This window comes from Rhodopila globiformis, assembly GCF_002937115.1.
GTDB lineage: Bacteria > Pseudomonadota > Alphaproteobacteria > Acetobacterales > Acetobacteraceae > Rhodopila > Rhodopila globiformis.
In genome coordinates this window covers 1-24,896 of record NZ_NHRY01000224.1, presented here as the reverse complement: position 1 = coordinate 24,896, position 24,896 = coordinate 1, and the positions used below count along the sequence as shown (strand labels likewise).

The window sequence follows — 24,896 nt, the reverse complement described above, 5'->3', positions numbered from 1 at the left end:
TTCCCCGTCAACCACCGAGCACCGCCCGGCGCAGGTCTGCCAGCCGCGATGCGATCACCGGTGCGTCAAATTGCTTCGCCCGCTGCCGCCCGGCTTCGGCCAGGGCGGCGCGACGGGCCTCATCCGTCGCCAGGGCGCGGATCGCGGCGGCCATCTCGGCAGGATGGTCGGGATCGGCATAGACGGCGGCCTCGCCCGCGACCTCCGGCAAGCCGCCGCGCGGCGAGCAGACCAGGGCGGCGCCGGTGGCCAGCGCCTCCAGCGCCACCAGCCCGAACGGCTCCGGCCAGCGGGAGGGCACCACGACGATCGACGCGCGGGTCATCGCCCCCAGCACGTCCGGGTGGTCACGGTAGCCCAGCATGCGGACGCCGGCGGGCCCGGCGGCGGCACGGACCATCTGCACGAAGGCGGTGTCGGGGCTGTCGTAGCTGAACCGGTCGGCGCCGATGATCGTGGCGGACCAGCCCGGCAGGTGCGGCAGCGCCTCGGCGCAGGCGGCGACGAAGGCATCCGGCGCCTTGTTGTCCACCACGCGGCCGGCGAACAGGATCAGCTTCTCGCGCGGCTCCGGCGGCGGGATCTCCTTCAGATCCAGGCAGTTCAGCAGCACCAGCGGCGGCTTCTCCGGCGCCGGAACGTCCTCCAGCAGGCGCCGCCGCAGGTAGTCGGAGGAGGTGAAGACCCGCGCCAGCCGCCGCAGCATCGCGGCACGCTCGGCCGGCGTGTTGGCCTCGCGCATGCCCTGCGGATCGTTGTTCAGGATCAGCGTCACCGGCGTCGACGGCAGTTTCGCCGCCAGCGCCAGGGCGAGTTCGGGGCGGTTGTGCACCTCGACCAGGGCCGGGCGCAGCTTCTTCAGCACCCGTGCGACGGCGGCGGCGTAGCGGAGATTGGTGCTGCCCAGCGCCAGCAGGGCCGGCTCGACGGGCCGGAAGGCGACGCCCGGGAACACCGGGCCGTCCTGCTTTCCGCCGATGATGACGGTGTCGAAGCCGGGCGTTTGCACCAGGCGGCGGGCCAGCAGGCCGATGGCGCCGGTACGGCCGGGACCGAAGCCTTCGCGCGGCGGCAGGACAACGGCGACAAGAGGGGAACCGGAAGACATTATGCTCGCTTATAGAGTCGCCAGAGGGGGCCTGCTATCGGGCCATGCAGGCACGATGGCGGACCAATCCGGCGGTCACGACAGCACCGTATCCTGAACCCGGGCCGGATCGGCCTGGTGCACCAGTTCCGCCGCAAGCGCCGCCGCCATCCGTTGGAAATGTCCGTAGCGCAGGCTGAGTTGGTGCACGCCGCCCGCAAGGTCCGGCACCTCGACTGTCGCCGCCGGATCGAAGCGCATGGCCTTCTGCCCGGCCAGGTGCACGATTCCGATCCTGGGATAGGGATAGAAATATTCGCGCAGGGAAGCGGAGCGCGGATCGACGCGCCAGGCGGTGATGTAGTTGCAGGTGTCCGGCAGCAGCTCGACCGGCAGCGCATCCTCATGCACGGCCAGCGCCATGGCGATCTGGTCCGAGGTGAACGGCCTACCGCGGCGCAGGATGTGCTGCTGCCAGCGCCGCATCGCCTCCCAGTGCGGCGCGTCGGCCCGCAGGGCAAACACGCCGGCATTCAGCAGCGGACGCGGACCGATGTCGCGCAGGATCCGCAGCGGCAGGTCCGCATGTTTCCCGTTCTTGAAATTGAACGAGCGGACCTGCGCCAGTCCCCACAGGCCGCCCAGCAGCCAGCGAACGTCAATCGGCCGGGGCCAGAACCGGCCGCCGCCGGGCACGATGGCGAGCGCTCCGTTCCGCGCCGCCCCCAGCAGCAGCTCGATCGCGGCATAGTCCTGGACCCAGGTATCGCCATCCAGCCAGACCAGCGTCCGATAGCCGGGAAACAGCCGATCGAGCCACAGCTTGCCGAGATTGGCCGCCAGCGCCGGCCGCTTGCGCAGCGGCGCGACAGGGAAGTGCGGCAACGGCCGAGGCTGCACCACCGTCACGCCGTCGTGCCGCAGTTGCCACACCTGCGGCGCTGTCAGCCCGGCATCGATCACGCCGAGCGCCGGCGATTCCGGCGACGCGGCCCGGATCGACTGGTGCAGTTCCTCGATCATCGGGAAATACACCGAGTCGCCGCCTGTCACCAGGATCGGCCCATCGTCACCATGTTGGCTTTGCGTCACAGGTTCTTCAATGCAATCGGCAGACGACAATCAGGCGGGACAAGTCGGTGCAAGGCGGACAGAAAGGCGGTGGATCTTCATGTTTGCTTCTACTGCTTTCAGCATGAAGGGCTTCGGCGGGACAACAAAGCCGCCGGCAACGGACGCGTAGCAGCCAGCGAATTACGGTATAATTTCGTGCCTGGTCAATCCGGTGGCTGCATACGCGCCTCCATCGCTCAATCCGGCAGCGGCCAGTGCTGCCGCCGAAGCCGGGCCAGACATGCGCCGGCCGCGCACGGCCGGTGGCGGAGCCGTCGAGAACCCGCGTCGCGCCAGCGGGCTCTGCACATCGATCTCCCGGGCACGGGGACAGAGCAATCCGCCGCGGGCGGCGCCGGGAACGTCTCCAGCCATGACGCCGGAAAGCCCGCGGGCCAACGGTCATGCGCAAGGGCGGCCGGCATTGCATTGCGTGCATGATTGTTTCGAATGATCGCTGGCAAGGGTCTATACAGGCGCGCTGACCGTCCGGAGCCTGGCCATGGATATCGTGTTCATCATCATCGCTCTCGCTGTCGCCTTCATCCTGATCCGATCGATCCGCATCGCCTATGAATGGCAGCGCGCCGTCGTTCTCCGGCTCGGGCGGTTCCACCGGGTCAAGGGGCCTGGCCTTTATCTGGTCCTGCCGATCATCGACTCGGTGGCGCAGCTGATCGACCTGCGCATCCGGACCACGACCATCACCGCGGAACAGGCCTTGACCCGGGACACGGTGGCGGTTGGCGTGGATGCCATCGTCTTCTGGTACGTCGAGGACGCCGAGGCCGCCGCGGTCCGCATTGCCGACTACCAACAGGCGATCGAGCAGGTGGCGCAGACCACGCTGCGGGAGATGATCGGCTCGATCGACCTCTCGAAGCTGCTGTCCGACCGCAAGGCCGCCGACGAGCAACTGCGGCAGACGATCTCGGCGAAGACCGCCACCTGGGGCGTGACCGCGCGCAGCGTGGAGATCAAGGATGTGGCGATCCCGCGGGAACTGCAGGACGCGATGAGCCGGCAGGCCCAGGCGGAACGCGAGAAGGACGCCCGCGTCACCCTGGCCTCGGCCGAGCGGGCGATCGCGGAACAGGTGCTGCAAGCGGCGCGGCTGTATGGCAGCGATCCCAACGCGCTGAAGCTGCGGCAGATGAACCTGCTGTACGAGATGAACAAGGAGCGCGGGACGACAGTGCTGATCCCGACCGAAATGGCCTCCAGCCTCGGCACGGTGGTGGCGCTGACGCAGGCGGCGACCCAGGGGGCAACCCAAAGCGGCCCGCCATCGTGAGCACAGGCGGCGGGCCGCAGACCCGCGGCAAGCGCAGGCCGTCCGTGCGGAAAGCAGCAGTCTGGGCGCTTCATAAACCGTTTGTTAACGGAATGCCTTTATGGACCTCGGTTCACTGGATCACTGCCATGCCGAGGGCTCATGCGAAGGTTGTTCGATCGGCTGCGACTGCGGGTGCGCATCACCGCTGCCCTGGCACTGACGTCGGCGGCGACCGCGCTTGTCCTGCTGTTCGGCGCGCTGTGGATCGTCGATGGCCTGATCGACCGGGCGGGCCAGCGGGAACTGCGCAGCCACTACGACTTCCTGCAAACCCTGCTGCAGGAGCAGGCGCGGCAGGCCACGGCCATGAGCGCGCTGGTCGCTTCGATGCCGCCGGTGCAGCAGGCGATGGCGCAGGGCGACCGCGCAGCGCTGATCGCTCTGTTCGGCCGCGGGCTCGGTGACCTGAAGCCGCGCTATGGCGTCGAGCAGTTCCAGTTCCACACCGCCCCTGCGATATCGTTCCTGCAGGTGCACATGCCGGAGAAATACGGCGACGACCTGTCGGCCTTCCGCAGGACGGTGGTGCGGGCCAATGCCATCCACATGCCGGTTTCCGGACTTGAAGGCGGTGTCGCCGGGCTGAGCATCCGCGGCGTCGTGCCCGTCGGCGGCGCCGGCAAGCAGCTTGGGACGGTGGAATTCGGGCTGTCGTTCGGCCAGGCATTCTTCGCGCATTTCAAGCAGGTGCGCCGGATCGACATCGCCTTCCACCTGCGCGGCCCGGACGCGTTCCGGACCTTCGGCGGCACCCTGGGCGAAGCCAGCCTGTTCAACGCCGCTGATTACGGTACCGCGACCGCGGGTGCGTTCCTGATCCGCACCGGCAGCCTCGGGTCCACCCCGGTGGCGGCTCTGCTCGGGCCGATCCGGGACTTCTCCGGCACGCCCATCGGCGCGGTCGAGCTGGTGATGGACAATACCGCGTATGCCGCCACGGCGGCCCGGGCGCGGGCGCTCGCCATCGGCATTGCGGCTCTGGCCCTGCTGGTTGCCGGGCTCGCCAGATGGCTGTTGGCGCGTGGCATCATGCGGCCGATCGGCGCCATGACCGAGGCCATGCGGCGGCTGGCTGCGGGCGACCACGACGTGATCGTGCCGAGGCAGCGTGGCGATGACGAGATCGCGCGCATGGCGCAGGCCGTGGAGGTGTTCCGTGGCAATGCCATCGAGCGCGCGCAGTTGCAGAACCAGCAGCGCCGGGAACGCAGTGCCCAGGAGGAGAAAAAAACGGCACTGCTGGCGATGGCCGCGACGATCGAGGCGGAAACCTCGGCTGCGGTCGAGACCATCCGCCGCCGCACCGATCGGATGACCGAAACGGCAGCGGCGATGAGCGCCTCGGCCGAACGCACCGGGGCGGCGGCGGCCAGCGCGGCCAACGCTTCGGAGCAGGCGCTGGCGACAGCGCAGACGGTGGCCGGCGCCGCCGAGCAGCTCAGCGCCTCGATCCACGAGATCAGCGGCCAGATCGCCCAGTCCAACGCGGTGGTCAGGCGCGCGGTCACCATCGGGGGCGAGGCGCGGGCGACGATCGCGGCGCTGACCGATCAGGTGGGCCGCATCGGCGCGGTGGCGGACATCATCGGCGCGATCGCCTCCAGGACCAACCTGCTGGCCCTGAACGCCACGATCGAGGCGGCGCGGGCGGGCGACGCCGGCAAGGGGTTCGCCGTCGTCGCCTCGGAGGTGAAGGCGCTTGCCACCCAGACGGCCCGCTCCACCCGGGAGATCGCGACGCACATCGCCCAGATCCGCAGCGCCACCGGCGCATCGGTGGCCGCGGTCGAGCGGATCGAGCGGACTATCGGCGAGATCGACGCCATTGCCGGCTCGATCGCCGCGGCGGTGGAGCAGCAGGGGGCGGCCACGGCGGAAATCGCCCGCAATGTCGCCGAGACCGCCTCGGCTGCCCACGCCATGACCGATCGCACCCAGGAAGTATCCGGTGAGGCGAGGCAGACCGGGATGCGCGCGGCCGATTTCCTGAACAACACCGCCGCGCTGAATGCGGCGATGAACGCGCTGAAGACCGTCGTGATCCAGGTCATCCGGATTTCCAGCGCCGACGTCGATCGCCGGAGGCATCGCCGCCGTCCCTGCCTGGCGGAGGCGACGATCAGCTGCGCCGGCCGGACGGGAAGAGCCGTGGCCCTCGACATCTCCGAAGGCGGCTGCATGGCGGAGACGGACGTCCCGTGCCAGCCCGGGCAGACGCTGGCGCTTGCGCTCGACCGCTTCGGCCTGCGCCTGGAGGGCAGGGTGGTGCAACTGGCTGGGCATGGGCCTCGGATCGCCTTCACCGGGGACGGCCTGACTGCCGCCCAGGTGGACCAGGTCAGCCTGGAGACGATTCCCGACCTGGTGAAGCAGACCAAGGCCGATCATGCCGCCTTTGTCCAGAAGGTGGTGCATGCGGTGGAAGCCAACGAGCCGTTGCCGGCCAGCAGCCTGGGAACGGCGCATCATTGCCGCCTGGGCCGCTGGTTTGACGGCGTCAGCGATCCGGCGACACGCGTGCTCGCGCCATTCAAGGCGCTGGAGGAACCGCACCACGTCGTGCATGACGCCGGCGCGCGGGCCCTGGTCGCCCTGGTGGCCGGAGACATGATGCTGGCGCGACAGGAGCTTGAAGCGGTGCGACAGGCGTCGGCGCACATCATGCAGGCGCTGGATGAATTCGGCCGCGCCTATCCGTCCACCATCGGCGCCGCGACGAGGACGGCCGCCTGAAAAGGGTCCCGGGCGTGGCAGCCAATCGCCTGGCGAGACGTCCTTCCGGCACGGGCGGACCGGCTCCGTCGAGCCGGCAACCCGGGGCAGGCCCGGGTATGGGTGGCCGCCTCGGGGAAGCCCTGCCCGCTGATTGAGATGAGGCGAGGCACTGACACCCAAACGCTGCAGCCTGGGATCGCGCCCCGCGTGAGGAGCGGCAGACGCCGAGGACTACAACTGCAGCTACGCGCAACCCATTAGAATGCACTGTTGCGAATAAGCCACAAATTGGGGTATCCGCGAAAGAATTGTGCATCGCAGCAAAAAGGGGCTTGCACAGCGTTTGCGCAAGCCCCATTCTCCTGCACGCAGACCGCGCTTAGGCGCACTGCTTTCTTGGACGTTTCCTCCCTAAACTTCGGCGGTGCCACAAGCACCGCCGTTTTTTTGCCCTCACGTCCGCGTTCCTCCAGACCCGTTCCTCCGGGCCCGTTCCTTCAGGCTCACAAAATACTGCGTTGCAGCAAAAAAGACTTGTGTCACGCGGCCGTGAGATCCATTATCTCTACCGCAGACCGCGCTTAGGCGCACTGCTTTCTTGGACGTTTCCTCCCTAAACTTCGGCGGTGCCACAAGCACCGCCGTTTTTTATGCGGCCGCGCCACGGCCCGGGACACGCCGGGCCGTCACGCAAACTGTCAGAACGTATCGTCCGAATTGCCGCTGTCCCAGCCGCCGCCGCTGTTGTCGGTCCAGGAGCTGTCCTGGTCGTTGCTCGGCTGGTCCCAGGTGCCGTTGTCGACATAGTCCTGGTTGGAGGCCGGCGCGGCGGAGTCCTGGTTCCAGCTTCCGTTGTCGACGTAGTCCTGGCCTGGCGCCGGCGTCGCCCACGGGCTGGCGGCCGCGCCGCCCAGGCCGGCCGCACCGCCGAGTCCCGCGGCGCCGTAGTCGCCGCCGAAGGCGCTGTGGTGCGGGGAGAACAGGCTCATGAGCGCGTTGCCGGCCACCAGGCCGCCGGCCACGCCCGCCGCGGTGGTCAGCGCGGATCCCAGGAAGCCGGAACCGCCCTGGCGCTGGAACATGCCCTGCTGGTAGCCCGGCGGATACTGCGGCGGCGGCGGCGCGGATTGCTGGTAGTAGCCCTGCTGCGGGGCGTATCCCTGCTGCGGCCCGCCGCCCTGGCCCCACGGACCGGCGCCCGGAGGCGGGCCGCCCTGCTGCTGGCGGTTGCCGCCGCCGAACAGGCCGCTGAAGAAGCCGCCACCGGACGAGCCGGACCGGGAAGCCGCCTGTTGCGCCTGCTGGGCAGCCTGCTGCGCCTGCTGGACTTCCCATTCCAGGCGCTTGATGCGGTTCTGCGCCTCGACCAGCGCATGCTCCTGCACGAAGGCAAGCTGGGTGATGCGGTAGCGGGCCTCAGGGTACTGCTGGAACTGCTGCGCGATGAAGGCGTCGGCGTCACGGTCAACCGGCGGCAGCGCGGGCTGGGTGGCGGGAACCGAGCCGGCGGCGAAGCCGGACGGAGGCTGCGCGCCGCCGACCCGGGCGATGAATTGGCTGATGATGTCGCGTTCTTCGTTGGTCATGGAGGTATTCCTCAGCGGGGCGGAAAGGGCGACGTGAACACGCCTTATGTGGCGCCGAACCGGGTCCGGTTCAATGGTGCGCGCGCACGCCACCGAAACGGCCCCGTCTCAACCTGCCCGCGGTCTTCTCTAGACCGAGAAATATTTCGCGTGCGGGTTCAGCACCACCAGCGCGCTGGTCGATTGCTCGGGGTGCAGCTGGAACTCGTCGGAGATCGACACGCCGATGCGCCCGGCCCCCAGCAGGCGGAGGATCGCGGCCTGATCCTCCAGCCGCGGGCAGGCGGGATAGCCGAAGGAGTAGCGGCTGCCGCGGTAGCCCTGGCCCAGCATCTTCTCCATGTCGCGGTCGTCCTCGGCCGCGAACCCGAGTTCGGCACGGATCCGCTTGTGCAGGTATTCGGCCATCGCCTCGGCCATCTCCACCGACAGGCCATGCAGGTACAGGTAGTCCTGGTAGCGGTTCGCCTCGAACCACAGCCGTGCGGTGTCCGATGCCTTCTGGCCGACGGTGACCACCTGCAGGCCGATGACGTCGCGCTCGGCGTCATCGACGTCACGGAAGAAGTCGGCGATGCAGTCCCCGTCCTCCCGCGGCTGGCGCGGCAGGGTGAAGCGGGCCACCTCTGTCGTGCCGTCTGGCTCGAAGACGATCAGGTCGTTGCCCTGGCCGGCGGCCTTCCAGTAGCCGTAGGCGGCCTGCGGCTTGAGGATGTCCTCCTCCTCGCACAGCGTCAGCATGCGCCGCAGCACCGGGCGCAGCTCCTGCTTCGCCCAGCCGAGGAAATCCTCCAGCGAGCGGCCCTGCTTCCGGAAGCCCCACTGGAACTGGTAAAGGCTGCGCTCGTTGACGAACGGCACGACCGCCTTGGGCGCGGCCTCGACGACCTTGGCACCCCAGAACGGCGGCTCGATCACCGGCTGGTCCTGCGTCAGCCGGCGGCGGCGCGCCTGCACGGCGCCGATGTCGACCGGCTGGAACGCCTTCTCGTCCGCCTGCCCCAGCGTGCGGGCAGTGTTCCGCGCCTTGCCGGCGCGCCGGGCCTGTACCGCCGCCAGGTAGTCGTCCAACGACTTGCCGGTGACCTTGTCCATCAGGTGCAGGCCGTCGAACGCATCGCGGGCATAGGCGACGCGGCCGCCGCCATAGGCGCGCACGCAGTCGTCTTCGACATAGGTCCGGGTCAGCGCGGCGCCGCCCAGCAGCACCGGGACTTCCAGCCCCTGGCGCGCCATTTCCTCCAGGTTCTCCCGCATCACCACGGTGGATTTCACCAGCAGGCCGGACATGCCGATGGCGTGCGCCTTGTGCTGCTGCACCGCGTGCAGCATCTCCGTCAGAGGCACCTTGATGCCCAGGTTGACCACCCGGTAGCCGTTGTTGGTCAGGATGATGTCGACCAGGTTCTTGCCGATGTCGTGCACGTCGCCCTTCACCGTGGCCAGCACGATGGTGCCTTTTTCCTGGCCCTCCACCCGCTCCATCTTCGGCTCCAGGTAGGCGACGGCGGCCTTCATCGTCTCGGCGCTTTGCAGCACGAACGGCAACTGCATCTTGCCGGCGCCGAACAGCTCGCCGACGACCTTCATGCCGTCCAGCAGCACGGTGTTGATGATGTCGAGCGGCGGCAGGGTCAGCAGCGCTTCATCCAGGTCCTCGGTCAGGCCCTTGCGGTCGCCGTCGATGATGCGCTCCTTCAGCCGCCCGATGGCGGTGTCGGCGCGCTTTTTCTGCACCGCGTCGGCGGCCTTGCGCCCGGCGAACAGTTCCAGCAACCGCTGCAGCGGATCATAGTCCTCGCGTCGGCGGTCGAAGATCAGGTCCTCGGCGACCTGGCGTTCCGCCTCCGGGATCAGGTGCATCGGGCGGATCTTCGACACGTGGATGATCGCGCCGCTCATGCCGGCATTGCGCGCGTGCTCCAGGAACACCGAGTTCAGCACCGCGCGCGCCGCCGGGTTCAGGCCGAAGCTCACGTTCGACAGGCCGAGGATGATCTGGATGTCGGGGAACTCGGCGCGGATCGCGGCGATGCCCTCCAGCGTCCACTGCGCCAGCTTGCGGTCGTCCTCGTTGCCGGTGGCGATGGTGAAGGTCAGCGGGTCGATCAGCAGGTCGGACTGCTGCAGGCCGTGCCGGTTGCAGGCGAAGTCCACCAGCCGGCGGGCGATGCGCAGCTTGTCCTCGGGCGTCTTGGCCATGCCGACTTCGTCGATGGTCAGCGCGATCACCGCCGCGCCGAACCGCTTCGCCAGCTCCAGCCGCTCCGTGGCGTTGTGCTCGCCATCCTCGAAGTTGATCGAGTTGATGATCGGCTTGCCGCCGTGCAGCTTCAGTGCCGCCTCGATCACCGGCGTCTCGGTGCTGTCGATCACCAGCGGGCTGTTCACCGAGGCGGTGAAGCGGCGCACCACTTCCGTCATCTCCGCCTTTTCGTCGCGGCCGACGAAGGCGGTGCAGATGTCCAGCGCGTGCGAGCCCTCGCCGATCTGCTCGCGGCCCATGGCGACGCAGCCGTCCCAGTCCTGCGTCTCCTGCAGTTCGCGCCATTTCTTCGAGCCGTTGGCGTTGCAGCGCTCGCCGATGGCGAAGATGGCGTTCTCCTGCCGCAGCGGCACGGCCTGGTACAGGCTGGCGACGCCTGGCACCCAGACCGCGGTGCGCGCCACCGGCGCCGGGCGGTAGCCGTCGCCGCGCCGGCGCAGCATCGCGTCCAGCGCCTCGATGTGCTCGATCGAGGTGCCGCAGCAGCCGCCGATGAGGTTGACGCCGTCCTGGCTGATGAAGCGTTCCAGCCACGACGCCATGTCGGCCCCACGCAGCGGATAGCGCGTCTGCCCGTCCACCAGTTCCGGCAGCCCGGCATTCGGCTGCACCGAGATCAGGCCCGGCCAGTTGGCGGAGAGCCAGGCGATGTGCTCGGCCATTTCCTGCGGCCCGGTGGCGCAGTTCAGCCCCATCAGCGGCACGTCCAGCGCGTTCACCACGGTCGCGGCGGCGGCGATGTCGGGCCCGACGAGCAGGGTGCCGGTAGTCTCCACCGTGACCTGGACGAAAATCGGCGTGTCGGCGCCGGCCTCACGCCGCGCGATCCTGGCGCCGTTGACGGCGGCCTTGATCTGCAGCGTGTCCTGGCAGGTCTCGATCAGGATCGCATCCACACCGCCGGCGACCAGGCCGCGGCACTGCTCGGCCAGCGCGGCTTCCAGCGGGTCATAGGCGATGTTGCCCAGGCTGGGCAGCTTGGTGCCGGGACCGACGCCGCCGAGGACCCAGCGGTGGCGGCCATCGGCAAAACTCTCCGCCGCCTCGCGCGCCAGTTCGGCGGCCTGCTTGTTGATCTCGAAGGCGCGGTCCGACAGGTCGAACTCGCCCAGCGTGACCGGGGAGGCGCCGAAGGTGTTGGTCTCCACCATGTCGGCGCCGGCGGCGTAGTAGCCACGGTGGATCTCCCGCACGATGTCGGGACGGGACAGCACCAGCACGTCGGTGCAGTTCTCGCGGCCCCAGAAGTCCTTCTCGGTGTCCAGGGGCAGCGCCTGCACGCGGCTGCCCGTGCCGCCATCGCACAGCAGGACACGATCGCGCAGGGCTTCAAGCAGATGGGGACGGGTCATGCAGGCAACTTTCAGAAAGCGAGTTCGCGCGTCGTGGAGGGCATCACATCGGCCGTCCGGGTGGCGGGCCAGATGCGCATGGGCAGGGTGCCGGCGATGGTGACGGGCTCGGCCCGCTCCAGCCCGGCGGTGGTCAACATTCGATCGACGTCGGCGTCGGCGAAGCCGGGCCAGCGATGCGCCAGCTTGCCGGTCAGGTCGGTGCGCTGGTGGGCCGCGAGGTCGATCAGCAGCAGGCGCCCGCCCGGCGCCAGCACGCGGGCGGCTTCGGTCACCACGCCGGCCGGATCCTCGGCATGGTGCAGGATCATCTGCAGCACGACAGTATCGAAGGAGGCATCCGGCAGCGGCAGCCGGTACATGTCCGCCTGGCGGACGGCACAATGGTCGAGGCCGGGACCGGCCAGCCGGGCGCGCGCCAGAGCGAGCATCTGCTTCGACGCATCCACCCCCAGCCCCTGCCGCACCCGTGGGGCGAGCAGTTCCAGCACGCGGCCGGTGCCGGTGCCGATGTCCAGCAGGCGGCCCGCGGGCTCGGCCGGGACCAGGGCCAGCAGCGCATCCTCGACCGCCCGGGCCGGCAGGTCGAGCGCGCGCATCTCATCCCAGTCGGCGCCCTTGCTGCGGAAACTGTCCGACGCCACTCGCGCCCGCTCGGCCAGCACCCGCGCCGCCTGCCGCCGATCGGCTTCCAGGATGGGATCGTTGGCGGGGAGACGGGCGACGAGTTCGCGCGGCAGGCCGCCGCCGTCGGCGCCGGTGGGCAGGGCGAACCAGACGTTCGCGCCCTCACGCACCCGGTCCAGCAGGCCGCAGTCGCACAGCAGCTTCAGGTGGCGCGACAGCCGCGGCTGCGACTGGCCGAGGATCTCGGTGAAGTCGGTGACGCAGAACGTACCCCGCGCCGCCAGCGCCAGCAGGCGGAGGCGGGTCGGCTCAGCGGCAGCGCGCAGGCTGGCGAGGAGGTGCTCCATATCGCCACCCTACTGACATAAAGATATCCTTATGTCCAGATGGTGTTTGCGATCGCCCGACCTACGGTTCAAGCGGGATGATGAAATCGGCCCCTCCGCCGCCCAGGCCGTGACTCTTTTCCAGTGCCTGCATGACGGCGCGCACACGCGCCGGCGAGTCGTACGGTCCGGCCACGAAGAAGGGCTTGCCGTCCTTGCCGAATGTGAAGGTCTCGGTGCAGGCGGCGGCATCGACATCGCCGAAGATCGCCTCGACGGCCGGCGTGTCCTTGGCGGCGGGCAGCCCCAGGCTGGCCGCATAGGCGGCCGCATCGCGGATCAGCTTGCGGGCGCAGGCGGGATCGATGTCCTTGGAGCCTTCTGTGTATTGCTGCTCCATGTGCGACTTCAGCTCGTGAGCGGCCACTTCGCGATAAAACGCCTCCTTGACCCCCAGGCAGAACACGTCGAGCAGGAAGAAGGCGCAGCCGAGCAGCCCTGACGGCAGCTTGCGGGCGACAATGACCACGCCAATGCCGACGTCGAACAGGTTGCTGGGCATCGTGCAGCGGGCGATCGGACCTTTTGCAGCCACCCTGATCTGGCTGGTGACGCTGCCCCCCAACAATTCGGCCTTCTTCTTCTCGGTGACGACCGCCTTCCGGCGGGCAGCCTTTGCCGCCAGTTTGCGCTGACGTTGCGCGGCATCCATGATGAAGCCTCCCCGTTCCGCGTGGGTGGAACCGATCTCTCCGCACCGAGTCTAGTGGTCTTCTCTTGGCGCGGAAAGACAGTGGCTCAGAACCGGTCCACCGGTTCACCCGTTCCGGCCGGCAGCAGCTTCAGCCGATCGAGCACCGCGGGGACGCCGTCGACGACCTCGAACAGAGTGCGGCAGGTCGGCGCGGCGAAGCCCTGGGCGATGGCATGGTCGATCAATCCTGCCAGCGGCCGCGCCCAGCCCTCCACGTCGCATACCAGGATCGGCTTGTCGTGCAGCCGGAGCTGGCGCCAGGTGATGATCTCGAAGGCTTCGTCGAACGTGCCCAGGCCGCCGGGCATGATCAGGAAGGCATCCGATTCCGCATAGAGGCGCAGCTTGCGGGTGTGCATGCTGTCGGTGACGACCATCTCGGTCACGCCGCTGTGGGCGACTTCCATCTGCGTCAGGAACTCCGGGATGACGCCCAGTGCCGTGCCGCCGCCCTCCAGCACGGCGTCGGCGATGACGCCCATGATGCCGATGCGGCCGCCGCCGAACACCAGGCGGATGCCGGCCCGGGCAAGCCCCTGGCCCAGCAGGCGCCCGGCCTCGGCATAGGCGGGATTCACGCCGACGCGGGAGCCGCAGAACACGGCAAGAGAGTGTATGGCCGTCATGGATGTCCTTGTTTGTTCATGGGATCAGTCTGTCCGGTCGTTCGCGGATCTGCTAGCGAAGCACCGTAGCAGTGCCGGATCGTTGCGAAGCGCTGAACGATAAGTGATTGGGAAGGATAACGGATGAAAATCTGGTTGACTCTCTGTGCCGCCGGTCTGCTGGCGGGGATGGGTGTTGCGCATGCCGACGGGCTTGACCCGATTGCCGTCCGGCAGACTGCCATGGGCCTCACCGGCGGCGACTTCGCATTGCTGCGCGCTGTAGTGGCGAGCAAGGGCGACGTCAAACATTTGGATGAGCCGGCCAAGGCGATCGCCCGCTGGGCAACGCTGATCCCGGCGGCGTTCCCGCCCGGCACCGACAAGGGCGGCAATACCAAGGCGCTGCCGGAAATCTGGTCGGACCGCGCCGGGTTCGAGAAGCGGGCCCGGCAGATGGGTGAGGCCGCCACCCGGGTCGCCGTGGCGGCGAAGGCCGGTGATGCCGAGGCCGTGGCCGCCGACACCAAGCTGCTGGGCGAGCAGTGCAGCGGCTGCCACAAGGCGTACCGGGCGAAGTAGGCCGGCACGGATTTGCCGCCGGATCTGGCGTCGCGGCCGATGATCCGGCGGCTGCATTGCGGATGGTGATGTCGCGACATGACCGCCGGGCGGACGCCGAGGGTCACATCGAAGCTTTTCAGTGGCTGCCATGGCATGGGTCACCAGCGGATCGTATTCGAGGAACGACGGCCACGCCTGGAGAACCCGCAAGTTGAGCAGGACGTGCAGCCCACGAAGCCATGCACCAGGCTTTGGATCTGTCCGGGCCCTATGCGCTGGGCTTGCAGCGTCCATCAGCAATGATATATGATGCTGATATCAGATATAGAGATCCGGCATGCGCACACTGATAGACCTTCCCGATACGCAGATCCGCGCCCTCGCCGCCCTTTGCGAGAGGGTCAACCAGCCGCGCGCCGCGGTCATCCGTGACGCTGTTGCCGAATACCTGGATCGTCACGCCGCAACGACCACCGGGTCCGCGTTCGGGTTATGGGGCTCGGAAGCGATGGACGGCCTCGCCTACCAGGAGAAGGTCCGCGCCGAGTGGTGAAGGCGCTACTCGACACCAACGTCCTGATCGACTACCTGCGCGGCATCCAGGCCGCGCGGGACGAACTGAGCCTCTATACCGGCAAGGCCATCAGCATCGTCACCTGGATGGAGGTGATGATCGGCGCTCCAACGGCCATGGAGCGTGCGACGCAGGACTTCCTCGACGGCTTTACGCTGATCGAACTGGACCAGGCGGTTGCGGCCCGGGCGGTGGCGTTGCGGCGGGCGCATCGGCTGAAGCTGCCGGATGCGATCGTCTGGGCGTCGGCGCAGGTCCACGCGATGTTGCTGGTGACCCGAGATATGAAAGGGTTTGCCGCCGGCGATCCTGGCGTGCGGATGCCGTACCGGATCTGAAACCAGAATGCCGTTCGCCTTGACGGGCTGCCGCGGGAAGCCTCTGCTCCTGTCAGGGAGGAACCGCCAGTGATGCAGATCCGTCCGCTTTGCCCGCAGATCGGGGTGGAGGTTTCCGGCATCGACGTGCGCACGCTGGATGCGGCCGGCTTCGCCGCACTCTACCGGGCGTGGCTGGAACGTAACGTCCTGGTCGTCAGCGGCCAGGACCTGACGATCGATCAGTTCCTGGCCTACAGCCGCCGGTTCGGGATTGTTTCGCCGCATCCGTCCAAAAGCACCCGGCATCCGGACGTGCGGGAGATCACCCTGCTCGGGATCAACAAGTTCCGGCCCGACGGCACGCTGGACCAGGCGATCTACCGCCGTGGCGCCGAAGGCTGGCACACCGACGGCGCCTACGACGACGTCCCGTTCAAGGCGACGCAGCTTTACGCCCTGGCCATCCCGGACACCGGCGGCGACACAGTGTTCGCCAGCGGCTATGCCGCCTATGACGCGATGCCGGAACGGCTGAAACTTCGGCTGGACGGCGTGCCGGGCGCCTTTGCCTATGGCGGCCGGCGCAAGGCGCAGGCGCTGCTGAATCCCGAGGACCGCGACCGTCCGCCGGCGTTCCACCCGATCATCCGCACGCACGAGGAGACCGGCCGGAAGTCGCTGTACTTCGATCCCGGAAAGATCCTGTACATCCAGGGCGCGGCGCCCGCGGAAAGCGAGGCGTTGATCGAGGAACTAACGGCGCTGATGATCCAGCCGAACGGGCAGTACCGCCACAAGTGGCGTGTCGGCGACGTGGTGATCTGGGACAACCGCTGTTCCTACCACAAGGCGGCGGGCGACTACCCGCCCGAGCAGGACCGCATCCACTGGCGCACCTCGATCAAGGGATGGCCGGCGGACGCGGCGCCTGTTCGGTGAAGTAACGGATCAGTAGCCGCGCACGCCCTTGGTTTCGGTCTCGCTGGCGTCGAAATTGCACTCGACCGCGACGCCGTCCGGATCCAGGTAGAACAGCTGCGTCATGTTCATCCGCGGCAGCACCCGTTCGTCGAATTTGATGCCGCGCCGGCCCAGGTTGGCCTTCATGCCCTTCAGGTCGTTGCAGGCGAACGCGATATGATCCAGCCGGCCGGTCGGGACGGGATAGGACGGGCCGTCGTTGATCACCGGCAGTTCCGGGCGATAGCCGACCAGGTGCACCACCGGCACGCCGCCGGTGTACAGCCAATAGCCGGGGAACGGCAGCGGCGGCCGCTCGCCCACCGTCAGGCCGACGACGTCGCAGTAGAAATCCTTGGTGCGTTCGAGATCGCGGACGTTGATCGTGTAATGATTGAGCGACTGGGCCGGCATGTCGTGTTCTCCCCTGGTTAGAATTGATTCTCGGGCGGCAGGCCGAGCATGATCTGCCCGACCGATTCGTAATGCAGCTGGCGCCCCTGGGCCTGCTGGTTCACGGTGTGGATATCGCGCAGCCGGCGCTCGAACGGCTGGTCCTCGAACACCGCGACCGACCCGGCGCAATGGAACAGTGTCGTCACCGCCTCGCGCGACTGGTTGATCGCCCAGGTGGAGGCCAGGCGGATCATCGCCGCCTGCTGCCGGGTCATCTCGCCGTGGCGCACGACGTGGTCGTACACCTCGTCCAGCGTGGTGTGCAGGAAGGCGCGGGCGGCGTGCCATTTCGCCTCGGACTGCGCCAGTTGCGACTGGACGACGTTATTTTCCCGCATCGGCCTGCCGGCGCCGCGTGAGACCTTGGCGGCCGGCAGGTCCAGGAATGCGTCGATCAGGCCGCGGGCGATGCCAAGCCCAACGCCGGCGAACCCGGCGGAATACAGCTGGTTGCTGGTGAAACGGTACAGCGGCCCGTCCTCCCGCCGATCGGCTGGCTGGTCGCGCAGCATGGTGTAGTCGGACGGGACGAACAGGTCGGTGACGGTGTACTGGTTGCTGGCGGTGCCGCGCAGGCCCAGCGTGTGCCAGATGTCGGCCATCTGCGCACTGGATTTCAGGAACAGCAGGGTGCGGACCTCCCGCAAGCCGGCGACCTTCATGTGCGCGCCGAGCCAGGTGGCGTTCTGGCTGCCGCTGGCGAAGCGCCAGGTGCCGGTGATGCGGTAGCCGCCGGGAACGGGCTCGGCTTCGAATGGCGCGCCCGGCGGACCCCAGGCCAGGATGCCATCGATCGATCCGAAGATCGCGCGGGCGATTTTCGGGTCGAGATAGGCGGCGGACATGGCGCAGCCGTTGCTCTGGCAGACGACCCAGGCGACCGATCCGTCGGCGCGGGCGAATGCTTCGGTGACGCAGGCGAAATCCGACGGCTTCAGCTCCATGCCGCCGATGGCGCGCGGCTGCAGCATGCGGAAAAAGCCGCCGTCCTTCAGGGCCTGGACGATGGGGGCGGTCAGCTCGCGGCGCTGGTCGATCGCGTCCGCATCCCGCGTGATCAGCGGATGCAGCGCGAGGGCGCACACGACCTGGGGATGGGGTTCGGACATCCGTTAGCCTCCGCATCGTCGGCTTGATCGCCTTTGCGGGGCAGGATGGCGCATTTCGGCCGGCGGTGCAAAGCGCGTTGGGGCTGGTCACATCTTTGGCGGCGACAGGGTTCTCGATCCACGCTCGCAGCAACAAAGCCATTGCCTGCGCAAGTCTTTATGCGCGCCTGCGGCCGTCGAGACGCTGCGCCGCATTTGGATGTGGCACTCTCGTCGTGCCAGGGACCGGCCGGACGACCCTGTGCAACGCCGGCCGGAGCGTGGCCCGCCGGGTGTGATCTTCAATCGCTTCTGGCGATCCCCGGCGGGACATAGGTTTCGTTCGCGCCGGCCTCGGGGCCGTAGATGCGCTGCCACAGCGTGAACCCGCCAGCGCCGATTGGCAGCCAGTTGGCGGCCGGCACGCCCTCGGGCTGCTGTGGGGCCACGTAGATGGACAGCGATCCGTCCGGGTTCATCTGCAGGCTGGGCGTACAGTTGGCGACGCTGTACTTGCGCAGAGGATTGCGGATGACCGCCTCCGTCTCCCGGGTGTAGGCGCTGACCGACCAGAAGCGCGTCGGGTGGGGGATCTGCTCTGGCTTGAAGGTCAGGACGTAGCCGGACGGATTGCTGCCGTCGAGCGGCTGGCCGCTGATGTCCTTGAACGCGTTGTAATAGATGGCTGTCTCGGCGAGGTTGCCGCCCTGCCCGAATTCGTCTGCCGTCGCGCGCGCGAGCACCTGGCCGCCGAGCCAGCCGTAGTTCGTGTAATGGGTCCAGTTGGTCGGGCCCGCATGCGTCATGTATTCGTTCACGATCGCCGCGAACGCCCTGCGGGCGGCCGCGCTGAACACAGCCGTATCAGCATTGCCGCTACGGAACAGAGTATCGAAGCGCTCCGACAACTTCTACGCGTCGGGAGACAGGGGTGGGGTATGGGGGGATGCCACGATCGCCTGGAGTTGCTGGAGATAGGCGATCGGATCCTTCGTGATCGATGCGTCGCCCTTCGCGTTGATGGACCCCAGCGGCGCGAATGAAATGACCGGCACAATATTCGCCGAGCCGCCGGCAGGGTCCGCCAGATATTTGCTCAGCGGCTGCATCTTGAGCGACGCTCGGAATGCCGTGGCTGCGTCCGTCTGATCCTCGCAGACGGCGGAGAACAGGTCGACCCTGAAGGGAATGATGGGGAAGCTGACGGGCATCGGAACCGGCGTGATACCGGCGGGAAGCTGGCCGGAAAATCCGGACCCGGTCAGGCCATAGACGCCAGGCGTCTGCGCCGGGATGCTGATCGGAAGCGCCTCGAAGCAGGGATCGTACGCCACGATCGAGTACCGAACGGTGGTCTCGGGGGCCGTCACGATAATCGGCTCGGCGGTCAGGTCCAGGAAACTGCTCGCACAGAGCGTGTCGGAACTGGGGCCGGTCAGCATCCTGAAAGCCGGCGCAATCCGGTCGGGGCCGCGCATCACCATACGGCCCGTCAGAGCATGATCTCGCCAGGCACCGCCTGCCATCGCCTCGAAGCCCATGGGTGAGAGGCTCGGCGGCCCCGGTCGAATCAGCCGGCCGGAATGCAAACGGGCGCCATAGTTACGTTACAATAACTGACGACGAGGGCCAAGCAAGAGCTTCCATCGCACGACTCCTGCCTCCCGTCTGGCCAGGGGCGCGGTACGGATCCACGGGATGACGGCGCAAATCGTCGACGGCAGCGCCGCCCGGGCACCAGATCAGACGACCACCTTCAGCCCGGCCCGGAACCGCTTCGCCAGGTCGCGGTACACCACGGCGTTGCGGTCGAACCTGCGGCGTTCCTCCTCGTCCATCACCCGCCGCAGCTTGGCCGGGGAGCCGGTCCACAGCTCGTTCGCGCCGATGACCTTGCCCGGCGTCAGCAGGCCGCCGGCGCCCAGCATGCCGCCTGCCTCGATCACCGCGCCGTCCAGCACCGTGGCGCCGATGCCGACGAAGGCGCGATTTTTGAGCGTGCAGGCGTGGATCACCGCGTTGTGGCCGACGGTGACGTCGTCGCCGATGAACGTGTCCAGCCCGCCGGAGTCGATGTGCACCACCGTGCCATCCTGGATGTTGGTGCGCGCCCCGATGCGGATGATGCCCATGTCGCCGCGGACCAGGCAGTGGAACCAGATGCCGGTCTCGGCGCCAATCACCACGTCGCCGATGATCGCGGCGGTGGGGGCGATGAAGGCGTCCGCGGCGATCTGCGGGGTGACGCCGTCGAGCGAGAAGACCGTGCCGTAGGGCCAATGGGCGATGTGGGCGATCTCAGGCATCGGCCAACTCCCGCACGCCGGCGCCGGTGCGCAGGCCCAGCATCAGGCCGATGTTTTGCACGGCGGCGCCGGACGCGCCCTTGCCGAGGTTGTCCAGCCGCGCCACCAGCACCGCCTGGCGATGGGCCTCATTGGCGCAAACATACAGTTCCAGGCGGTCGGTGTCGTTCAAGGCTTCTGGCTCCAGCTTGCCGTTGGTGGGGGCAGGCACGACGGTCACCTGCGCGCAGCCGGCGTAGCGCGCCTGCAGGACGGAACGCAGGTCTGCGCCGGTGGGTTTGCCGGGCAGCGTCTCCAGGTGCAGCGGGATCGAAACCAGCATCCCCTTCAGGTAGTGCCCGACCGAGGGCACGAAGATCGGCCGCCGGCTGAGGCCGCCGTACAGCATGGTCTCGGGCACGTGCTTGTGCTCCAGCCCCAGGCCGTACAGCTCGAAGGCCGGGCCGTGCGCCGCGTCATGCGCCTGGATCATCGCCTTGCCGCCGCCGGAGTAGCCCGAGACGGCGTTGATGGTCAGCGGATAGTCGGCTGGCAGCAGCCCGGCATCGACCAGCGGGCGGACCAGGGCGATGGCGCCGGTGGGATAGCAGCCGGGATTCGCGACGGTGGCGGCGGCGGCGATGTTTTCGTGGTGATCCGGGGTGAGTTCGGCGAAGCCGTACACCCAGCCGGGCGCGACGCGGTGCGCGGTGCTGGCGTCCAGCAGCCTGGGCGCGTCCCGGCCGAGTTCCGCGGCCAGGGCGGCGGATTCGCGGGCGGCGTCGTCCGGCAGGCACAGCACGACCAGGTCGACCTCGGCCATGAGGGCGCGGCGGGCGGCGGGGTCCTTGCGGCGGTCGTCCGACAGGCTCTTCAACGTGACCTGGGGCAAGGCGCCGAGACGCTCGCGGATGCCCAGGCCGGTAGTGCCGGATTCGCCGTCGATGAAGACCGTGGCCATGCGTGGGATTCTCCTTCCTGGCGGCGGAAGGTCGCGGCGCGGCAGGGGAAAAGCAAGAGGCGCGTGCGGCATGGCTGACCGGTTCGGCCTGACTTCGGCTTGACTCCGGGGGGCGAGGCCCCTACCAAGCGCCCCTTCCAGTCACCCGAGCTTAGAGTGCGCGCGTCATGAGAGTCCGTAACAGCCTGCGGTCCGCCAAGGTCCGCGACAAGAACTGCCGCGTGGTGCGTCGCCACGGGCGGGTCTATGTGATCAACAAGAAGAACCCCCGCATGAAGTGCCGGCAGGGCTGACCAGCCCGCCGCGACCGGCGACCGGCCGCCGGTTCGTCAGCCCATTGGCGCCCGGGCGCCGGTTCGTCAGCCCATTGGCGCCCGGGCGCCGGTTCGTCAGCCCGCTGGCGCGCGTCGCCAGCGCCGGCCTTTCAGCATTGCCGACAGTTTGCGCTCGAACCCGGCGTTGATCGCCAGGGCGCAAAGCTGTGCGGTTGCCAAGCTCAGCCCGACATAAAGGATGCCGCTTGCCGCCGTCGGCGGGCCGAGATGCGCGCCCAGAAGGCTGAAGCCGCGCATGACGAACGGGTGGCAGAGATACAGCGCATAGGACGCATCGCCCAGGCGGACCAGGATCCGCATGGCGGGGGTTGAGCGCTCCGGCCGTCGCCCGGCGACCGCGGCGGCGACCAGCAGCGCGCCGGGCAGGCCGTGGGCCAGCGCCCGCCAGGGTTCGGGCGCACCAGCCATCAAGTGCAGCCCGGCGCAGGCCGTCGCCACCAGCGCCAGCCGCAGCCAGCCCGGCAGCGTCAGGCCGTGCGCGACCGCCAGCGCCAGACCCATGCCGGCGACGAACTCCAGGACGATCGGGTTGGACCAGAACCGCAGCGCGGCCGCGTGGAAGCCGTGGACCTGCCCGGCGGCGACGAACAGCGCCAGGCAGGCCGCGCTGCCCAGCACCGCCCACGCGCGCGGCAGCCGGAGGAACGGCGTCAGCACGAGGTAGAAGAACATCTCGTAGTTCAGCGTCCAGCCGAGGCCGAGGGCCGGCTCCATCAGCCCGTCGGGCCGCGGCCAGGGCAGGAAGGCGTAGCTGGCGAGGATGAAGCCGGGGCCGCCCATGGCGCCATGCACCGCCGAGCGCTGCAGCAGCAGGGTCGCCAGGAACAGCGTCGTCATCGTCCAGTAGAGCGGGACGATGCGGATCAGCCGGCGCCGGAGAAAGACCCGGCCGCCGCCGGGGACCGCGAACAGGTTGGCCGAGGCGTGGACGATGACGAAGCCGGAGATGACGAAGAAGATGTCCACCCCGGCGGCCCAGGGCATGAAGCCGTTGATCGCGGCAATCCAGCCGGCCGGGTCACGGCCGGCGGTGATGGCGTCGTTGGCGACGTGCAGGAAGGCGACGGACAGCGCCGCGATGGCGCGCAGGCCCTGCACCCAGGGGTAGAGTCGGATCAGCTTCGGCATGACGGGATAGGCGGTGTGGCCGGGCCTGACGCCTTGGGCGCCGGGATAGAGCGGAGCAGGGAGCCGGGTCGTCGTCCCCTCGTCATGGCCGGGCGTAGTCCCGGCCATCCGCGCTGCAACGGATGGGGGTGGATGGCCGGGACACACCCAGCCATGACGGAGAGAGAACAGCCGGCGTATGAAACGCGCAGGGATTCCCGGTCAGCGCCTGCGGGGCGGAGCAGCGTCATAGCGACAGCAGCAGCGCTTCCAGCCTTGCCGACTGGATGCGGGCGTTCAGGCCCGTGGCGGCATAGGCGTAGCCGGCGTGGCCGAGCGCCTGGCGCAGGCCGGGCTGCGTGGCGAGCCGGTGCATGGCGGCCGCCAGAGCGTCGGCGTCGCCGGGCGGGACCAGCAGGCCGGTGGCGCCGGGGCGGATCGCCTCGGCGATGCCGCCCTGGTCGGAGCCGATGACCGGGCAGGCCTGGGCCATCGCCTCGGGGATGACGCTGGGCAAGCCCTCGGCGTCGCCGTCGCTGGCGATGACGCTGGGGACGAGCAGGGACACGGCGCTTGCCATGTGGGCGCGGACGGCGTCGGGCGGCAGCCAGCCGGTGAGGGTGATGCCGGGGGTTTCGCGGGCCAGGGCCTCCAGCGCCGGGCGCAGCGGGCCATCGCCGACGCAGGTGACGGGCATGGTGTCGCCCATGGCGCGCAGGCGGCTTATGGCGTCGGTGAGCGTGAGGATGCCCTTCTTCTCCACGAAGCGGCCGACGAACAGGTGGGATGTCGGCGTTTCGGCGGGCGGGGGATGATCGGGGACCTCGACGCCGATGGGCAGCACCAGCAGCTTGTCCGCGGGCGCGCCGTGGGCGGCGGCGATCTCGGCGACGGCGTGGGAGACGCAGACGAAGCGGGCCGCCTGGCGCACCAGGGCGGGCCAGCGGCGGGCCAGCACGGTGCCGCTTTGCCAGTTCTTCCGCTTGCTGACGTCGCCGCCGTGCAGGGTGACGACCAGCCTCAGGCCCAGCTTCTGCGCCAGCGGCAAGGCGAGCGCGCCGCCGCGGGCGAACTGGGCGTGCAGCACGGGGGCGAGGTTTTCCACCGGCAGCGGCGGGACGATGCCGAAATGGCGGAACAGCAGGCGGCGCAGCGGGCCGAGCGGGAAACCGTTGCCCAGGCGGTGGACGTTCGGGCTGATCTGCTCCGCCTGCGGCAAGACCGTGCGGCCAATCCACACCGGGCGCAGGCGGGTGAAGCCGAGATACTGGCGGCGGAGAAAGCCGATCTCGGAGGGGGCGCCGATGCGGTCGCGGTAGATCAGGACGGGGGGTGGGGCGGACATCGGGTTGTGGCGTGTGGCAGGTCGGGGCGGTGTTGGCAAGCACGCGCGGGCGGCGCAGGCTGGGGAAAAATCTGGTCGGAGGAACCTCGCCATGAGCATCGCCGCGCTGGACACCGCGCTGTACCGCATCGAGCTGCCGGTGCCGCTGTCCGATTCCACCCACGGCACGATGACGCATTTCGAGTTGGTCACGGTGCGGCTGCGCGACGGCGACGGGGCCGAGGGCGTCGGCTACACCTATACCACCGGCGCCGGTGGCGCGGCGGTTTACAGTCTGATCGACCAGGGCCTGCGCCCGGTGCTGCTGGGCGCGGATGCGGACGCGATCGAGGCTTTGTGGCAGCGCATGTGGTGGCGGCTGCATTACGGCGGGCGCGGCGGGTCGGTTAGCCTGGCGGTTTCGGCCTGCGACATCGCGCTGTGGGACCTGAAGGCGCGGCGGCTGGGGCGGCCGCTGTGGCGGCTGCTGGGCGGTTTCGATCCGGCGGTGCCGTGCTATGCCGGCGGCATCGACCTGGAGTTCACGCTGGACGCCCTGCTGGCGCAGACAGATGGGAATTTGGCGCGCGGCTTCCGTGCCATCAAGATGAAGGTTGGGCGGGCCAGGCTGTCGGAGGACGTGGCGCGGGTGGCGGCGATGCGGCGGCACCTGGGGGACGATTTCCCGCTGATGGCGGATGCCAACATGCGCTGGACGGTCGATCAGGCGATCCGCGCGGCCCGGGCTTTGCGGGACTGCGGCCTGACCTGGCTGGAGGAGCCGACGATCCCCGACGACGTCGCCGGCCATGCCCGCATCGTGCGCGAGGGCGGGGTTCCGATCGCGACCGGGGAGAATCTGCATACGCTGCATGAGTTCACGCAGATGATCGCCGCCGGCGGGGTGACGTTCCCCGAGCCGGATGTGACCAATTGCGGCGGGGTGACGGTGTTCATGAAGGTGGCGCACCTGGCCGAGGCGTTCAACCTGCCGGTGACCTCGCACGGGGCGCATGACCTGACGGTGCACCTGCTGGCGGCGGCGCCGAACCGGTCGTACCTGGAGGTGCATGGGTTCGGGCTGGATCGGTATATTGAGCAGGCGATGGCGATGGAGGCGGGGAATGCGGTGGCGCCGGAGCGGCCGGGGCACGG

At 68.8% G+C, this 24,896-nt stretch carries 23 protein-coding genes; 8 read left to right on the top strand and 15 right to left on the bottom strand.

Annotated elements, in window-relative coordinates; genetic code table 11:
- Positions 1-7: 7 nt before the first annotated feature.
- Together CCS01_RS21475 and CCS01_RS34435 are read right to left on the bottom strand one after the other, a co-directional pair.
- Positions 8-1,108 carry a glycosyltransferase family 4 protein gene (locus CCS01_RS21475; protein ID WP_104520814.1) on the bottom strand — a complete coding sequence of 367 codons (1,101 nt, stop codon included), beginning with the start codon at positions 1,106-1,108 and terminating at the stop codon, positions 8-10.
- Positions 1,109-1,183: 75 nt separating this feature from the next.
- Positions 1,184-2,179 (bottom strand): glycosyltransferase family protein, encoded by a 996-nt coding sequence (locus CCS01_RS34435; RefSeq protein ID WP_193540159.1) that lies wholly within the window; start codon positions 2,177-2,179, stop codon positions 1,184-1,186.
- Positions 2,180-2,702: 523 nt separating this feature from the next.
- Here CCS01_RS34435 and CCS01_RS21465 point away from each other — a divergent pair.
- Positions 2,703-3,494: a slipin family protein gene (locus CCS01_RS21465; protein ID WP_104520813.1), complete on the top strand. Its 792-nt coding sequence runs from the start codon at positions 2,703-2,705 to the stop codon at positions 3,492-3,494.
- 141 nt (positions 3,495-3,635) lie between these two features.
- Positions 3,636-6,269: a cache domain-containing protein gene (locus tag CCS01_RS21460; RefSeq protein WP_104520812.1), complete on the top strand. Its 2,634-nt coding sequence runs from the start codon at positions 3,636-3,638 to the stop codon at positions 6,267-6,269.
- A gap of 680 nt (positions 6,270-6,949) precedes the next feature.
- Here the strand turns inward: CCS01_RS21460 and CCS01_RS21455 are convergent.
- From CCS01_RS21455 to CCS01_RS21435, 5 genes are all read right to left on the bottom strand, one after another.
- Positions 6,950-7,837, bottom strand: a complete 888-nt coding sequence (locus tag CCS01_RS21455) for a DUF2076 domain-containing protein (protein WP_104520811.1) — start codon at positions 7,835-7,837, stop codon at positions 6,950-6,952.
- Positions 7,838-7,966: 129 nt separating this feature from the next.
- Positions 7,967-11,455: a methionine synthase gene (metH, locus tag CCS01_RS21450; RefSeq protein ID WP_104520810.1), complete on the bottom strand. Its 3,489-nt coding sequence runs from the start codon at positions 11,453-11,455 to the stop codon at positions 7,967-7,969.
- Between the two features lie 11 nt (positions 11,456-11,466).
- Positions 11,467-12,429, bottom strand: a complete 963-nt coding sequence (locus CCS01_RS21445) for an ArsR family transcriptional regulator (protein ID WP_104520809.1) — start codon at positions 12,427-12,429, stop codon at positions 11,467-11,469.
- 61 nt (positions 12,430-12,490) lie between these two features.
- A complete protein-coding gene (locus CCS01_RS21440; RefSeq protein ID WP_104520808.1) occupies positions 12,491-13,120 on the bottom strand; it encodes a hypothetical protein in 630 nt (209 codons plus the stop codon).
- Between the two features lie 86 nt (positions 13,121-13,206).
- Positions 13,207-13,788 carry an LOG family protein gene (locus CCS01_RS21435; RefSeq protein ID WP_104520807.1) on the bottom strand — a complete coding sequence of 194 codons (582 nt, stop codon included), beginning with the start codon at positions 13,786-13,788 and terminating at the stop codon, positions 13,207-13,209.
- A gap of 123 nt (positions 13,789-13,911) precedes the next feature.
- Here CCS01_RS21435 and CCS01_RS21430 point away from each other — a divergent pair, with 123 nt between their 5' ends.
- The 4 genes from CCS01_RS21430 to CCS01_RS21415 all read left to right on the top strand — a co-directional run bounded on the left by CCS01_RS21430 (position 13,912) and on the right by CCS01_RS21415 (position 16,164).
- A complete protein-coding gene (locus CCS01_RS21430) occupies positions 13,912-14,349 on the top strand; it encodes a c-type cytochrome (RefSeq protein ID WP_104520806.1) in 438 nt (145 codons plus the stop codon).
- Between the two features lie 319 nt (positions 14,350-14,668).
- A complete protein-coding gene (locus tag CCS01_RS21425; protein WP_104520805.1) occupies positions 14,669-14,884 on the top strand; it encodes a ribbon-helix-helix domain-containing protein in 216 nt (71 codons plus the stop codon).
- Positions 14,878-15,243: a type II toxin-antitoxin system VapC family toxin gene (locus CCS01_RS21420; RefSeq protein ID WP_104520804.1), complete on the top strand. Its 366-nt coding sequence runs from the start codon at positions 14,878-14,880 to the stop codon at positions 15,241-15,243. The genes CCS01_RS21425 and CCS01_RS21420 overlap by 7 nt, the downstream gene beginning before the upstream one ends.
- Before the next feature lie 72 nt (positions 15,244-15,315).
- The gene (locus tag CCS01_RS21415) at positions 15,316-16,164 is read left to right on the top strand and encodes a TauD/TfdA dioxygenase family protein (RefSeq protein ID WP_104520803.1); all 849 of its coding nucleotides are present in this window, start codon (positions 15,316-15,318) and stop codon (positions 16,162-16,164) included.
- A 9-nt stretch (positions 16,165-16,173) separates the two neighbouring features.
- On the opposite strand, the gene CCS01_RS21410 is transcribed toward CCS01_RS21415, so the two are convergent.
- The 6 genes from CCS01_RS21410 to argC form a co-directional block, all read right to left on the bottom strand.
- Positions 16,174-16,599 carry a VOC family protein gene (locus CCS01_RS21410; protein WP_104520802.1) on the bottom strand — a complete coding sequence of 142 codons (426 nt, stop codon included), beginning with the start codon at positions 16,597-16,599 and terminating at the stop codon, positions 16,174-16,176.
- Between the two features lie 17 nt (positions 16,600-16,616).
- The gene (locus CCS01_RS21405; RefSeq protein ID WP_104520801.1) at positions 16,617-17,750 is read right to left on the bottom strand and encodes an acyl-CoA dehydrogenase family protein; all 1,134 of its coding nucleotides are present in this window, start codon (positions 17,748-17,750) and stop codon (positions 16,617-16,619) included.
- A 281-nt stretch (positions 17,751-18,031) separates the two neighbouring features.
- On the bottom strand, positions 18,032-18,637 hold the full coding sequence (locus CCS01_RS21400; RefSeq protein WP_146101886.1) for a DUF1214 domain-containing protein: 606 nt from the start codon (positions 18,635-18,637) through the stop codon (positions 18,032-18,034).
- A 3-nt stretch (positions 18,638-18,640) separates the two neighbouring features.
- Entirely contained in the window at positions 18,641-19,270 is a 630-nt protein-coding gene (locus tag CCS01_RS21395; RefSeq protein ID WP_104520799.1) for a DUF1254 domain-containing protein, read from the bottom strand.
- A gap of 201 nt (positions 19,271-19,471) precedes the next feature.
- The gene (locus CCS01_RS21390; protein ID WP_104520798.1) at positions 19,472-20,035 is read right to left on the bottom strand and encodes a gamma carbonic anhydrase family protein; all 564 of its coding nucleotides are present in this window, start codon (positions 20,033-20,035) and stop codon (positions 19,472-19,474) included.
- Entirely contained in the window at positions 20,028-20,984 is a 957-nt protein-coding gene (gene argC / locus CCS01_RS21385) for an N-acetyl-gamma-glutamyl-phosphate reductase (RefSeq protein ID WP_408887500.1), read from the bottom strand. Before argC ends, CCS01_RS21390 begins: the two co-directional genes overlap by 8 nt.
- A gap of 158 nt (positions 20,985-21,142) precedes the next feature.
- Between argC and ykgO the strand changes: the two genes are divergently transcribed.
- Positions 21,143-21,268 (top strand): type B 50S ribosomal protein L36, encoded by a 126-nt coding sequence (gene ykgO / locus CCS01_RS21380; protein ID WP_104520796.1) that lies wholly within the window; start codon positions 21,143-21,145, stop codon positions 21,266-21,268.
- Positions 21,269-21,364: 96 nt separating this feature from the next.
- On the opposite strand, the gene CCS01_RS21375 is transcribed toward ykgO, so the two are convergent.
- Both CCS01_RS21375 and CCS01_RS21370 read right to left on the bottom strand, forming a co-directional pair.
- Entirely contained in the window at positions 21,365-22,546 is a 1,182-nt protein-coding gene (locus CCS01_RS21375; RefSeq protein WP_104520795.1) for an acyltransferase family protein, read from the bottom strand.
- A 118-nt stretch (positions 22,547-22,664) separates the two neighbouring features.
- Positions 22,665-23,762, bottom strand: a complete 1,098-nt coding sequence (locus CCS01_RS21370) for a glycosyltransferase (protein WP_146101885.1) — start codon at positions 23,760-23,762, stop codon at positions 22,665-22,667.
- Positions 23,763-23,853: 91 nt separating this feature from the next.
- Between CCS01_RS21370 and CCS01_RS21365 the strand changes: the two genes are divergently transcribed.
- Positions 23,854-24,896 (top strand): mandelate racemase/muconate lactonizing enzyme family protein (locus CCS01_RS21365; protein ID WP_104520793.1); only part of this gene is annotated, 1,043 nt, incomplete at its 3' end.